This window comes from Bacillus sp. NPDC057893 (assembly GCF_042796455.1).
Lineage (GTDB): Bacteria > Bacillota > Bacilli > Bacillales > Bacillaceae_G > Bacillus_A.
The window spans coordinates 40,876-55,876 of record NZ_JBHVNG010000011.1 but is presented as its reverse complement, the minus strand read 5'-3'; the positions used below and the strand labels follow the sequence as shown (position 1 = coordinate 55,876).

The 15,001-nt window shown below is 30.6% G+C and carries 13 protein-coding genes and 1 pseudogene; all 14 read right to left on the bottom strand.

What is annotated here, in order from left to right:
* Positions 1–795 precede the first annotated feature (795 nt).
* The 14 genes and pseudogenes from ACFVQC_RS26225 to ACFVQC_RS26160 all read right to left on the bottom strand — a co-directional run bounded on the left by ACFVQC_RS26225 (position 796) and on the right by ACFVQC_RS26160 (position 15,000).
* On the bottom strand, positions 796–1,293 hold the full coding sequence (locus tag ACFVQC_RS26225; protein WP_377899677.1) for a DUF4358 domain-containing protein: 498 nt from the start codon (positions 1,291–1,293) through the stop codon (positions 796–798).
* Positions 1,294–1,395: 102 nt separating this feature from the next.
* A complete protein-coding gene (locus ACFVQC_RS26220; protein ID WP_377899676.1) occupies positions 1,396–2,535 on the bottom strand; it encodes a DHHW family protein in 1,140 nt (379 codons plus the stop codon).
* Positions 2,536–2,587: 52 nt separating this feature from the next.
* Positions 2,588–3,994, bottom strand: coding sequence for an MBOAT family O-acyltransferase (locus ACFVQC_RS26215; protein ID WP_377899675.1), 1,407 nt, complete (start codon positions 3,992–3,994; stop codon positions 2,588–2,590).
* Positions 3,995–4,084: 90 nt separating this feature from the next.
* Positions 4,085–4,774 carry a GDSL-type esterase/lipase family protein gene (locus ACFVQC_RS26210; RefSeq protein WP_377899674.1) on the bottom strand — a complete coding sequence of 230 codons (690 nt, stop codon included), beginning with the start codon at positions 4,772–4,774 and terminating at the stop codon, positions 4,085–4,087.
* A gap of 431 nt (positions 4,775–5,205) precedes the next feature.
* On the bottom strand, positions 5,206–5,874 hold the full coding sequence (locus tag ACFVQC_RS26205) for a GDSL-type esterase/lipase family protein (RefSeq protein ID WP_377896049.1): 669 nt from the start codon (positions 5,872–5,874) through the stop codon (positions 5,206–5,208).
* Positions 5,875–6,373: 499 nt separating this feature from the next.
* Positions 6,374–7,216, bottom strand: coding sequence for a polysaccharide deacetylase family protein (locus ACFVQC_RS26200; RefSeq protein WP_377899673.1), 843 nt, complete (start codon positions 7,214–7,216; stop codon positions 6,374–6,376).
* 481 nt (positions 7,217–7,697) lie between these two features.
* A complete protein-coding gene (locus ACFVQC_RS26195; RefSeq protein WP_377899691.1) occupies positions 7,698–9,437 on the bottom strand; it encodes a sensor histidine kinase in 1,740 nt (579 codons plus the stop codon).
* Positions 9,409–9,585, bottom strand: a pseudogene (locus ACFVQC_RS26190) (IS4 family transposase); the annotation flags it as partial. The pseudogene ACFVQC_RS26190 and the gene ACFVQC_RS26195, both read right to left, overlap by 29 nt.
* A gap of 126 nt (positions 9,586–9,711) precedes the next feature.
* Positions 9,712–10,419 carry a M15 family metallopeptidase gene (locus ACFVQC_RS26185; protein WP_377899672.1) on the bottom strand — a complete coding sequence of 236 codons (708 nt, stop codon included), beginning with the start codon at positions 10,417–10,419 and terminating at the stop codon, positions 9,712–9,714.
* Positions 10,420–10,504: 85 nt separating this feature from the next.
* Positions 10,505–11,404, bottom strand: a complete 900-nt coding sequence (locus ACFVQC_RS26180) for a D-alanyl-D-alanine carboxypeptidase family protein (RefSeq protein ID WP_377899671.1) — start codon at positions 11,402–11,404, stop codon at positions 10,505–10,507.
* Between the two features lie 100 nt (positions 11,405–11,504).
* Positions 11,505–12,659 carry a sensor histidine kinase gene (locus ACFVQC_RS26175; protein WP_377899690.1) on the bottom strand — a complete coding sequence of 385 codons (1,155 nt, stop codon included), beginning with the start codon at positions 12,657–12,659 and terminating at the stop codon, positions 11,505–11,507.
* A complete protein-coding gene (locus tag ACFVQC_RS26170) occupies positions 12,649–13,344 on the bottom strand; it encodes a response regulator transcription factor (RefSeq protein ID WP_377899670.1) in 696 nt (231 codons plus the stop codon). The genes ACFVQC_RS26175 and ACFVQC_RS26170 overlap by 11 nt, the downstream gene beginning before the upstream one ends.
* A 92-nt stretch (positions 13,345–13,436) precedes the next feature.
* Positions 13,437–13,952, bottom strand: coding sequence for a transglycosylase SLT domain-containing protein (locus ACFVQC_RS26165; RefSeq protein ID WP_377899668.1), 516 nt, complete (start codon positions 13,950–13,952; stop codon positions 13,437–13,439).
* 220 nt (positions 13,953–14,172) lie between these two features.
* A complete protein-coding gene (locus ACFVQC_RS26160; RefSeq protein WP_377899666.1) occupies positions 14,173–15,000 on the bottom strand; it encodes a polysaccharide deacetylase family protein in 828 nt (275 codons plus the stop codon).
* Position 15,001: the final 1 nt, after the last annotated feature.

Sequence of the window (15,001 nt, the reverse complement as noted above, 5' to 3'; positions counted from 1 at the left end):
TTTTGCCGATAACAACATACTTCGGTTTTTCAACATTCTTTGTCTAATTTAATTAGAAGAAGACTATAAATTGTGATAATAAGAAATGCTATTAAACAAAGAAACGGATATTCCTTCCGGTCTAATTAAATTAGTTAATTCATTAGTCGTGCCTTTAAAAGAAGTAAGTCTTCCATGCCTCATTAAACGAATATCATTAGGAAACCTATCTAATGTGCTTTTGTCATGAGAAACACTTGATAAGAAGTTAACATTGCATTCACAAGGCATCCCCCCAATCATAATTATTATAAGAGAATTGAAATTTAAAATATAAAAATATTCTGAAAATAAAGTCTACTTATGTTATAAACAATACCTTTTATAGAATTATTTGTAAATGCTTTTCAGGAATTTATTTACTAATTTACTAAACTCATTCCTTGCTACGGATAATTAGGTGTTATGTTAGCTAGATTTGTATACGATATACATTAAATAACGATGTAAACAAATGCTGCTATAAGATTTTGGGGAGCACCATCAAAACGCGAATTTCGTACGCTAAGCAAAGTTTTATAAAAAAAGCCAATTTCTTTATTGTATAAGAAATCGACTTTTGGCTTAGTTATTGACTTAGTGATGAAAAATTACCATATAAAAATCATATTTATAGGCAAGTTCTTACTAAAAAATATGAATTTCGTACATTATCAAGACCTTATTTCTAAAAAATTCTTAAGAGAAAAAGCATTTACAAGTTAAACTATAACTAATATGAAAATGCCTGTATTTAATCCCTTGTTTTAATTTATATTACTTAAAATTTTCGTCGAATATTTTTTCAATTTTATCAGCATCCTTTGATATTATTAAAAGGATATAGTTATCTTTTGTTTTCAAAACATGTTTTTCTATTAAGAAATATTCTTCTGGAAGATAGCCTTTAAAGCTTTTTGATTTCTTTTCGATCCTACTTATAATTTTCTTTTTAATGTTGTCTACACTTTTCGTATTATCCAATTTAATTACAGCGATTTCATCAGCTTTGATATTTGTAGGAGCAGTATATAACACAAAACTTTCGACTTCATCAAGATTTATGTTATATAGCTTTTGAAGTTTTTTACTATCTCCTTCCTTCATTCCTTCTAAGTTAGTAGCATGTTTAATTTCCTCTCCTATTTCTGTAACTGAAAGGCTATTAACGTTTTCTTTTTTTCCAAAACAACCACTTAAAGCTCCCAAAGTAATTGTACAAACAATAATAGTATTAATGAATTTTATATTAAAAGGTTTCAACAAATTTATCATTAGTTTAAATTCTCCTTTGCATTTAGTTGTTTTAATCATTTAATTTAAACAAGGGTTCTAACGATTTATATTTAATGAATATCGCGATAAACATAAATTAATTTATTCAGATAAATTGTTTATAGATGAATCTTCAAAGAAAGTATTTCCATTATAAAGCACTAACATATCATTAATTTTATTATTCTGTACCAACATATTTAGACTATCTGTATAGTACCTAAGGTCGACTATATAGATTTCACTAAAATGTGGTAGTAAAAATGGCAGTAAAGAATTCGCATAAGAATCTTTGACAACTAATAATTTTTTTCCATTCATATTATCAGTTTTTATTTTTATTAATGGATGATTCCCATTGAAAAATACAGTATATTTATCTTTTTTCTTGATGTTCTCCATTTCATAAAGAGAGGTGGACGTTTTGTTTTCATCAATATACTTTACTTTATATTTGTTATCTTTTTTTGGCTCATATAATTCAATACTATCAGGATTTATATTTCTAAAACCTGCTTTTGAATATAGGGATCCATAAAAACTATTTGTAATTTGTTTAATGTTGAATGACCCATTTTTATTAGGAGTAAATTTCATATTTTTACCCAGTTCTTGATAGGCATAATATGCGCCTTTGGTGGTCCAATGATGATCGGTTTTATAATATATATATTCATCCTTTTTTGAACTCAATACAGGATATACATCTATAAAGTTTATATCCTTATCTAAAGATTTTTTCACTTTATTAATATACGCAAGCTCGTCACCATGAGAAACATAATTTGGGAATTTATTTTCCAAAATACTAATTGCTGTAGGTACTAACATGACCTGCATTTTCACATTAGGATTCGCAATATGAAAATCATTTATTGCTTCTATTTTTCCTTTTACATCTTGTTCTTCAGGCTTACTAAACTTTTGAAGTAAATAACCATCTTTACCTATATACACACCATTATTCTCTTTCTTTCCTATTGTTCGTTCCATATCAGATTTCACGCTTATCCAAAGGTCCCTAAATGCGAACTGATCAGAAATATATTTGTCATAGTTAGAAGTAAACTTCTTTTCTATAAGATTTTGGAAAGAGAACTCTGGAAACTGTTCTAGCTTTCTATTCTCTGTATCTGAAAATGTTTTATTGGGAGTTAATAAATTTATACTGAACATCCCCCCTATAAATAGTGACAATAACCCTGCCATTGTGCTTTTGTATATTTTTTCATACTGATTCAAGTAACTCACCTCTTTCTAGCTAAATACAATATTATTGTTCTATAGGCTATCATTAAAACCTAAAATACAAGAATGGATTGTACGTGGCATTCACTAAATAAGCAGTTGAAAGAACTACTAGTACTACATAAAAGACTGGAATGCCAATAGCACCTGGTAACTTCGACTTTTCTCTAATATATACAAACGCTCTTTTAGGGAATGGTGTTGAACAAATTGCTAGGACAAAAAATAGTATAAAATTAGTTGTAAGATAATATAGAGTTTTATTATCCAAGAAAACGGATTGATTAAAGCCAAACATTGTTCCTATGAAATCTATTGCTACTGATAAGTTTTCAAACTCAAAAAATACCCATCCGATTAAAACGATAATAAGTGTATACATATGTCCGATAAAGCTCATTCTATTTTTAAGCCATTTTAAAAGAAATAGCTTTTCTAGTGTTACAAATAATCCAAAATACAATCCCCAAATAATAAAATTCCAGTTCGCTCCATGCCATAATCCTGTTAAGAGCCAAACTACAAACAAATTTCTAAGTTGTTTCATTAATCCGATCCGATTTCCGCCGAGAGGAATGTATACATACTCTCTAAACCATGAACCTAATGATATGTGCCATCTACGCCAAAACTCGGTTACACTTTTGGATATATAGGGATAGTTAAAGTTTTCTGGAAAATCAAATCCGAACATTTTGCCTAACCCTTGAGCCATAGCTGAATATCCTCTAAAATCAAAATAAATTTGGAAAGCAAAAGCAATAATCCCGATCCATGCTGTGAGGACTGTAAGTTCTGATATAGAAGTTGTTTTTACACTTGTCCAAAGAAGTCCTATATTATTAGCTAAAAGTACCTTTAACGCAAGTCCTCTAATAAATAATTCCATTCCTTCACCAAAACGATCTAATGTTACTTTTCTTTCTTGTAATTGTTTATCAATATCACTGTATTTTACAATAGGCCCTGCAACAAGTTGAGGAAACATCGTAACATAGGTACCAAACGAAATAATATTTTTTTGTGCCTGTACTTTACCTAAATAAACATCAATTACATAAGACATTGTTTGGAAAGTATAAAATGAGATTCCTATAGGAAGTGGAAGCGTCTCAACCTGAATATTCAAATTAAAAATGGTATTGATATTATCCACCACGAAACCGTAATATTTGAAGAAACCAAGTATTCCTAAATTTATTATTATAGAATTGATAAATATTGCTTTTGTAATACCCTTGCGATTTTTATACTTATCTATAAGTATGCCATTAGCATAGTCAAATATGGTGGAAAATATCATAATGACTATGTACACAGGCTCACCCCATGCATAAAAAATGAGACTGCAGATACATAATATTAAATTTCGAAGAACTTTAGGTGATACGTAATAAATGAGAATTGTTAATGGTAAAAATAAGAAAAGAAAAATCAAACTACTGAACACCATTGTTCTTTCACCTCCTAAATGGTTTTGTCTTTGTTTTTTATTTAAAATTTACAGTCCTCATATAAGAACTGTAAATTTTAGGTATAAGTATTACTTAACGGCATTTTTTAATTGTTCAAGTAGTAGCTTGTAATAATCAGCTTTAAAATGTACACCATCTTGATCATGTAAATCTTTGTTTTTTTCAAAGATTGGAGATAAATCAATGTACTCTGCTTTCTCAGCTTTTGCTAATTCTTTAAGTTTCACGTTATATTCATCAATATGTTTATATTGTGGGTATTCCTGTAATACCTTATCTATAACTGGTGTAACAGATAAAAGTTGTATGCTTACATTTGGAAGTTTTTCTTTTATTTTTTGTATTAATTTTGAATAGTTATCTATTGAAAACTTGACTGGATTTTCGATAGGTTTTCCTTCAAGATCCATAGGCATCAGTAAATCATTTGTTCCAAAGCTCATAAAAATATGTTCAGGGTTTTTTTCTACTACTTTGTTAACATCTTCCTCTATAGCCATTGCTGTAATTTTACCTTTGTCAGCAATAATATTTTGATCATGGATTAATTCTTGATCAATCATCCCTTCAGTAATGGAATCACCAAAGAATAAACTGTTTTTAAAAATAGGTTTATACGCACTATCTTTCGATTTTTTTTCATGCACAGCCTCTTGAGTGACCTTATTTGATGTTTTTTCAGTTCCTTTATTTACACAGGCTGCGGAGGACAATGCAATGGTCCCCGTAACTAGACAAACACATACTTTCTTTAACATTTTTATCTTCCTCTCAAGTCATTATTTCGTAAGCTATTGTGTATATAGCGATGCTATTTTTATTTTCAATGCGAACCTTTCGTTTACAAATATAGATTAATCGTTACAAGTAAAAATAAGGTGCAGATAAGATAGAAATAATTTAAAGAATCCTAAGTTTGAAAATTAGTTATTAAATAGCTTAACAGAAGAATAATTTGATACTTATATTTCTGAGATTGAATATGAAATTTGATTGAATAAAATGTGTTTAATAATCAATGAAATGGTTTGGTAATAGTCGATTTCAAGATAGGAAATACGAGTTGGTTTAAATAAAAAAGGAAGCGAATTGTTGCTAGTTGCAATAGTTCACTTCCTTTTTATATTAACTTTGTATAAACAATACACACATTAAAAGTAGTAATTTAATAATACAAAAATATTTTTGTTTATTTTAATTGATTTTTTAAATATTCCAACCAAATTGGGTAAAATTCCGGCTTAAAATGTATGCCATCCTCAACATAGAGATCTGGATTATCTTTAAACATCGGGGACAAGTCGATAAAATTCACTTGTTCTTTTTTCGCTATCATTTTAAATCCTTCATTAAAATCATTAATATTTTTATAACGCTCTTCTTTTTGTGTACGTTCTGGTGTAACTGGTGTAATTGACAGGATATTTATTTTTGTATCAGGTAATTTTTCTTTTATTTTTTGAATCAATTGAGAATATTGGGTTACTGTAGATTCTTTTGTTTCAGCAAGATTACATAGCCCAAGTAGAATAAATATATTTTCCGGTTTTTGATTGGCTACTTGCTCTACATTTTTTTGAGCATCTCCAATTGATTTCCCTATACCACTTATAATATTTTCTTCGTCTAATATATCAAGATTATGAAGTCCATCTGTAATGGAATCCCCTAAAAATACACTTGTTTTAAAAATAGATTTAAATGTAGAAGTATCTATATTAGAAGAAGAGGGAAACTCTTTTTCTAAGGTGATAGAAGAAGATTCTATTTTAGGGACTGCTTTCTTACTATCTGGATTTCCGCAAGCTACTAAGGAAATGATACTTATCAATGAGATTGTAATTTTTTTAAAAATCATATACAATTTCCTTTCTTACAGTGCTTTTATTAGTGAAATTAGGTAACGTTTTTACTGATGAAAGCCAATTTTCAAAGATAATTACAGATTTTGCGATACGGGAAAGCCCATATCGGACTTTAGGCATGGGATGAAAGGATCGCTTTTTCATAGAAAAACAGTTGTGTTTTGGTTATACACAAACTATAGACAAGTACAAGTCTTTAAAACGACATTGTGTTCCTTGAAAACAAGATATCATATGGAGTTCGGTAGCCGAATTCATGCTATCGGTAAAATGATATGTGTCGTCAAGAACTAGACGCTAAAACATCTGAACACGAACCTGTACGGTATGGTGATAGTACCGTAGCTCACGATCCTATACGGTCTGTCGTGAGAGTGGTGATGGCACACCGCAATCTTGCACGTCAGCGATACCAGAAATGGACTTCGCCTTTGGTAGCAAGAATCCCACTGACGTTTGTCAGCTTGACCCTTTAGGGGGGAGTGTCAAATACTATAAACGTTGATCTTTCTGGAAATTCAGGTGGAAATGATCTGCATCATTGTATACACCAAATTCATATCCTTTCTCTTTATAAAATTTAATAATTTCAGGAAGAGCTTGTAATGTCTGTGGTTTTTCATGCATCAAAACAACTTCTATATCTTCTGTCGTTTGTTTTTTTACATTTTCTGCAATCTGAGTTGGATTATCTTTTAATTCCCAATCATGAGAATCAATCGTCCAATCCCAGACTTTTATTCCAGATTCTACAATTTTGTTGCGAATTTCTTCGCTTTTTAAACCTGGTGCGGAACCATATGGCGGGCGAACTAATTTAGGGTTTGTACCTGTAATTTCATGTATAAGTGTTAGAGTTTCTTTCATTTCTGGTACAAATTGCCCATTTTTATATAACTTATTACTATTATGTGTCATACTATGTGCACCAATATAATGCCCCTCTTTTATTGCTCGTTTTACATTTTCCTGAAGACTGGTATTTTGCAAATTACTTCCTTGCATGAAAAATGTTGATTTAACATTGTCCTCTTTTAATACATCCAAAAATTGACCAGTTAATGTGCTCGGACCGTCATCAAATGTTAAGTAGACTACTTTTCCTACAGGTTTTCCATCCGGCCTTTTTTGTTTTGTCGGTGGTGTTTCACCTTTCTTTTCTTGTTGCTGCGTGTTAACTTGTTTAATACTTTCTTGAGCTATCCCTTTCGCAGGGGTGGAATTAAATTTTCCAATCAATAAGAACATGAAACAAGCCGTTGCTAGAACAGCTCCTAGCGATATTATTGCCTTAGTTATTACACCTGTTTTATTTTTATTTTTTGTTTTTTTCATTATTTATCTATCCTTTCTCTATTGATTTTTATATCAATTATTTATAAATCCGAACCTTTATTTGGTTGACTCAGTAATTTCAATCGGTTCTTACAATAAATAGATTAATAGAGAGGGATAAAGATAAAATGCAGATAATGTCGAAATTAGTTAAAGAATACTTTAATTCACTCTTTAGAAAAATATTTGCCTCTCTATTAAAGTTAAGTTAATTCCCGAATTCGAGAACTGGTTATACACCTAATAAATAGTGAACAAACATTCAATTGCTGGTGAATAAATATGTAAAATATCACCAGCATTAGCCCTATACACCCAAAATAAAAAATACTATTCTTCCTGATTAAGATAAAGAAAGAATAGTATTTTTCTATTTACCTATTTTGTTAGATAGTAAAATAATTAATGAACGCTGATAAAGATAAAGTGCAGATAAGATCAATTTTGTTTAAAAATAATAAAAGCTTGTAGAACTCAAATTCTACAAGCTTTTATTTAAATAGAAGAAAAATAATACACCATCTTCAGTATTTGATACACCATATTGTACACTATGCAATTCTAAAATATTCTTTGAAATAGCAAGCCCCAGCCCTGTTCCACCTTTGGTTCGTTGACGATACGTATTTCCTCGATAAAAACGATCCCATATTTTCTTTAAATGTTCTGGTGCGATATGAGCTCCTTTATTTTCTATACATACTTTGACACGTTCATTTTCTTCTATTGTAGAAATAATAATATTCTCATTTTCTGGTGTGTAACGAATCGCATTGGTAACAAAGTTAGTAATAACTTGTTCTATTCGATGCTGGTTTGCAACAACTTCAATTTTAGAAAGGTGCTTATGGACATGTAATTGCTTAGCCGTTATCTCCGGGGATAATTGCTCGCATATATAATCAATCATCTCATCAATATGGAAAACATCCATTTCCATTTTATACGTACCGGATTCAAACTTTGCTAATTCTAGCATATCAATAATGAGCATATCCATTTTATCCACTTCTTTTGACATTGCTTTAAAGTAATACTCTTTTTTATTACTTGCAACACCGTCTTCCAAAATTGAAATACAGCTCTTCATTATACTTAAAGGCGTCTTTAACTCATGTGAAACACCAGAGATAAATTCTTTACGTGTATTTTCTAATTGCTTTTCTTTCTCTATGTCTTGCTGCAGTTGGTTAATATACGAATGCAAAGTCATAGAAAGTGTATTAATACTGTTTGATAAATCACCTATTTCATCTTTTGTAGTAATAGGTATCTTCTCTGAAAAATCCAAATCCGCAATTCTTTTTGTAGTATCATTTATTTGTAACAATGGTTTAGCGATTTTTTTTGAGTAATAGAACGATACTAAAACAATAAGAATTAGCACTAATATAACTAAATAAATATAATAATCTTTTATCATTTGTACAGCTTCATCCACTGGTTGTAATGATGTCATAGCAAAAAAATAATTTATCTTACCATTTACATCTTTTATTGGTTTAATGAATATTTTATATTTAATATCATTTTGCTCATAATCCATTATTTCCATAGAAGTTAATTTTTTATCTTTTTCATCTAATATTAGATTTATCTGAAATTGTTTTATCCTGTCTATAAATACACGATTTGTATAAATAAAGCTTGGCCCTATAGTTCCCTCTGGGAATTGTACTTTCTTAATGCTTCCTAATAAGCTTTCTTTTAATGACGGATCCGTTGTGTCTTCTCTTCCATATAACCTTTCTGAAAGTTGCTTATTCTCCAATACCAAATTCCCATTTTTTACTGTTAACATCGCAGGTATCACTGTATCACCTTGTTGTAATCCATCAATAATAATACGATTCCCCGGTTCTAAACGAAACTGCATCCTTTGCATATCCTCTAAATCGATAAAACTATACATTGGAATATGAATTACACGATTAGAAAAAAAATTATTTTTATTAGGATCTAATTGAATTTCTAAAGAAAACCCATTTGCATATTTTATATTGCCTACACTGTCTAGCGTTGTAATCCATGTCGCATTCTCTTGATAGAAATTTTGTTCCAATTCTTGAATTGCTTTCGCATCATCTCCAGATTTTACATATGCTTTTTCAAAGGATTGAATATTCGTTTTAATATCATTAACTTTTCGATTCGCGTAGTTTTCCTTACATTTATTGAGTTTTAATAAAAGGGCTAGCGACTCGTTGACTAATCCAGATATAAATGGTGGCTAAGTCTGAGCCAGAAAACTTACGTTTCTGCTTTACAAACACAAGTTCTCTTGCAAGTTCTTCTAAAAATACAGGTGTCACATATCGTTGTAATTCCTCTGCAAATGGTTGTAGTTCATCTTGAATCGAGAGATTCATCAAAAAACGTCATCCTTTCTAAATAAGCTAGATTAGAAAGGATGACGTTTTTTGGTACTTGAGGGTATTAAAATCTCTTAAGTTGATGGCGATGTGATTCTTCCCCTATTAATTAAATGTATATTTTCATTTTATGTTGAGATATTCTTCTAAGGTGATATTTCGCTCGTAAATATCTTTAGCAATATCACCTGCATATCGAATATGCCATGGTTCATATGAATAACCTGTAATCTGTTCTTTGTCCTTTAAATAACGAATGATAAAACCTGCACGATGGGCATTATTTTTTAACCATTTCCCTTCAATAGTATTAGAAAATTCGGTTTCTAATGTATTATTGACACTATCAGCAGAAACATCCATAGCTAGTCCAGTTTGGTGTTCGCTATGCCCCGGGTTTGCAGAAACTGTATCAGCTTGAACTTGACCTTGTGTCTCTACATTACGCTTATAGACATTCTGTTGATATTTTTCAGAGCGAAATCCTGATATAGCGTGTAATCTTATTCCATCTTGTTTTGCTAGGGAAAATAATTTTTCTAAAGCTATCGCGGCTTCTTTCCGCATATAATTCTTCTCTTGAATACCATCAAATGCAAACTTAACATTTGGCACAATTAAATCATTGGGTTTATAACCACTTGGAAGTTTTCTATGCTTATTCACTACTACATCTGCAGCATCTGGAGAGGTTATCGTTATAACCTCATCATTACTTTGAATATTCTCTTTACTGTGGACAGTATCCAATGTATCACGAAAAAATATATATATTCCCAAGAGGATTAAAGCAGTCCCCCCTACTAAGCTACCTATTACCTTTATATTCATTTTATCTACTCCTTATAGATGCCTTTTTTATGTGTTGCATATGATTGCTGAAACTACCCGCTAAATTATCGGAAGATTCAACGAATTACCATAATCTTAAAATAGATTTTATAGATTCAAAAAAAGGTATATAAAATTTGTCAAATCCATATGAGAATAGTTTCTTGGTTTCTATAAAACGCTTAGAGCCATCACTAGTACCCATTACAACAGAAATCATCCTTTTACCATCTAGTTTTGCTGTTCCTGTAAAACAGTATCCTGCTGCATCTGTAAATCCAGTTTTTAATCCATCAACTCCTTGAAAATATAATCTTCTATTAGATGGATAAAGCATTTTATTAGTTGTATTTACAGTGGTTCCACGTAAATTAAAAGATGTAAGTTTGGATGTTTCTAATATATTCGGATAATTTTTTATCAAATGTTGTGCTAATTTTGCTGCATCTAATGCAGTCATTTGGGATTCTTCATTTTTTTCATTAGCAAGGCCGGTTGCATTAACAAAGCGCGTCTGATTTGATAATTGTAATTGTTTTGCTTTTTCATTCATAAGCAGTGTAAAATTCTTTTCACTCTTAGAAATATGTTCAGCTAATGCAATTGCAGCATTATTTGCTGATGATATTACCATCGCATGAAATAGTTCTCTAACAGTTAAACGATCTCCATCTTTTACATTAATTTTTACACCATCGCTATTCACAGCATTTAAGCTAATCGTAACAGAATCATTCCATTTTAAGCTGCCATTTTCGATTTGCTCTAATACGATATACTCTGTCATCATTTTCGACATACTCGCTGGTGCAAAAGGTATATCTTCATTTTTTTTATAGATGACTTTTCCTGATTCGGCATCCATTAGAATTGCAGCCTTTGCTTGAATATTCAGCTCATTTTTATGTGTTTGAAAAAAATAGAGGAATATAATTGCTGAGATACATAGTATAGGAATATAAATCCGTTTCTTTAAAATCTTCATTTTCTAATCTCCTTTTTTCTTTTGTAAAATTAGTTTAGAATAAAATATTAAAATGGAAGAAAAGAAAAAATAAAGATTTAATAAAGAAAGAGGAAGCTTCTTATAAAGAAGCCTCCTCTGAAAATACATGTAACTTTACTGTGAAAGTTGTTTTTTCTACATCACTGTGTACTTCAATTGTTCCATCATGCAATTCCACAATACTTTTGGTGATTGCTAAACCAAGTCCTGAACCACCTGTCTGAAGAGCGCGAGATTTTTCAACTCGATAAAAACGTTCAAATATATAAGGTAATTCTGTAGTTGGAATAGAGCTACCATAATTTATAATATCTATCACAACTAAATTATTCTCTTCACGTGCTACAATATCTATATATTTCCCATCATTTCCATATCTAATTGCATTTGTAATTAGATTTTCAAACACCCTTACTAATTTTTCACCATCTGCAAATACACTTAATTTTTTTGATGATATAGATTGCCGAACATTCATGTTGGCCTGCTTTATTTCAAACCGAAATTGCACTACTAATTGTTCAAGCATTTCAGTGATATCGATTTTAGTTTTTTCTAAGTGAGTTCCTTTATTTTGAAAACGGGTATATTCGAATAGATCATTTATTAGACTAGTTAGTCTTAAAGCCTTATCATATACAATCTCTATAAAATAACGTAATTCTATTTCATCCCTATATTTATCTTGATGAATATAAGTTAAATATCCAACAATTGAGGTCAACGGTGTCCGTAAATCATGTGAAACATTTGTAATCAAATCTTTTTTTGTCTGTTCTATTAAACGTTCTTCTTCAATAGATATTTTTAATTGCTTTACTATGTTATTAATTTCTTTAGCCAATTCCCCCAATGGTGTATCAGGTATAATGATAATTTCATGTTCAAAATTGCTATGTCCAATATGCTTGATTTCATTTAAAATTTGATCGAAATATTTTTTTGAATATATTCTTTTTTCATACAAATAGCATAGTGAAATATAAAAAAGAATAAAAACAAAATTAAAGAGATAGTAAAGATTAGCAAACAGCTGTTCTAGGTGCCTAGGCCCATAAGCTCTTGCAATTTCTCTACGCACCGTACCAAACGTACTTGACGTAGCATCTAATCCCCAATAAAACACATTAATAATATAAAGGGTTCCATAGGATAGACATACTGCAAGAAAAATATATATACATATTTTCCATATAGGAATGGATTTAAGAATTTGTAAAGAACTATTTTTCAATTTTGTATCCCACTCCCCATACATTTTGAATTATCCTTTCCCCTTCTAAAACATTTTCTAATTTCTCTCTGATATTACTAATATGAACCATAACGGTTTTATTTGAATCACATGCTATATTTTTCCAAACACGCTCAAAAATCTCTTCAGAACTATAGACTTTTCCAGGGGTAGATGCTAATACATATAAAATTTCAAACTCAATAGGCGTTAATTTTATGATAGTATTTCCAATTGTAACAATATGATTTTCCTTATTAATTACAAGTGATCGGATTTGTATAATATTTTTTTTTACATTTTGATTGGAAGTATTTTTCAAAAAAGATCTTCTTAATAAAGCTTTTACTCGTGCAACTAATTCTAACGGATTAAAAGGCTTGATCATGTAATCATCAGCCCCCGTCATTAATCCTATTATTTTATCCATATCTTCAGCTTTTGCGCTTAACATAAGAATAGGAACATCACTAAATTTCCTTATTTGTTTACATACTTCTATGCCATCGATATGCGGCATCATAATATCTAGTATCATTAAATTAATTTGTTCGTGTTTCATGATATCTAATGCCTCTATACCATTAGAGGCTGTATGAATCGTATATCCTTCATTTCGGAGGTATAAATCGATTAACTGTACAATATCAGCTTCATCATCAACAATTAAAATTTTCGTCTTCACGCAATTACACCCTTCCTGTAGCTTTTGTTTAATGTAAATTGTTAAAAGTTTATAATCCTAAATCATATGAAAGTTACTTCTACTAAAAAATTTTATTCTATAAAATCGTGTATTCGTTTAGAAAACATTTTAAAACTGTTTTCTAATCCCTTGTTATAGTCTGTCTGTTTCTCTGTCCATTGAACACCCTTATTCCCAGGCCAACCTGAGGTATTAGCAACATGTTTTAATAGCTCTAGTCCTTTTAATTTTTGCTGTAAACCACGGTTATATGCATTTTTCATATTAGATATTGCAATTCGTGTATTGGTTTCTGCATTTTTTAGCTCTTCGTCCGTTAAATCCTCAGGTGCTAATCCACCTCGATGGAGTTGAAATAGTCCAAATGATGTATCCTGATCTCCGACTGCATTTGAATCAAACTTACTTTCATGAAATGCAATAGATAGGGGAATCCATGATGGTATACCATATTCTATTGATATTTGTTTAATCGTGGTTCTTACTTTAGCTAGAGTGGTATGTTGGTCATATGCGTATTTAAAAATGTATATCCCTACTGTTAAAACCAAAATAAATACTCCAATTTTTATTAATGTTCCTCTCATCCAGATCACCTCACTTGTTCGTATCAAATATTGTCACTAATAATCATATTTTTGGGGGATATTAACTCGTAATCGTTAATCATTCGATGGTTCTCTTTTTCGTTAATTACTGCTACCCCCAGCCGGTTTTACATTACTATTTGTTATGACTTTATCGTAATCTCCTTCATCAAATACATAGAGAGCCCTGTTAGCACAGAGCTTCTGTATTATTGTCAGCCTATAAGCGTGCGTCTTTTTGGAAATTCAGGTGAAAATGGTCAGCATCCTGATAAACACCAAACTCATATCCTTTTTCTTTATAAAATTTGATGATTTCTGGAAGTGCTTGTAATGTCTGCGGCTTTTCATGCACAAGAATGACCTCCACGTCATCTGTTGTTCCCTTTTTAATATTTTCTACAATTTGGTTAGGATTATCTTTTAGCTCCCAATCATGAGAATCAATTGTCCAATCCCAAACTTTAATACCAGCTTTTACAATTTGGTCCCGAATTTGTTGGTCTTTCAATCCCGGTGCTGAGCCATATGGAGGACGCACCAATGTAGGATTTGTTCCTGTAATATTACGGATAAGCGCTAATGCTTCTTTCATCTCTGGTACAAATTGTCCATCAGTGTATAACTTCTTACTATCATGTGTCATACTATGTCCACCGATATAATGACCTTCTTTTATCGCTCGTTTAACATTTTCTTGGAATCCCGCATTTTGTAGGTTTTTTCCTATCATAAAAAATGTTGCTTTGACTTCTTGCTCTTTTAATACATCTAAAAATTGACCAGTCAATGTACTCGGCCCATCATCGAATGTTAAATACACTACTTTCCCTTCGGGCTTTCCATCAGGTTTTTTCTTTTTTGTATGCTCTATTTTTTCTTTTGGTTGTTCTATAGCTCGTTTACTATTTTCTTTAACTCCCGCTTTTGCAGAAGGAGAATTGAATTTACCTATTGTAAAGTACACTAAAAATGCTGTTGTTAGAAGAATTCCTAATGATAGTACGGTCTTAAATATTCTATTTTTATTATTTTTTAATAGTTTCATT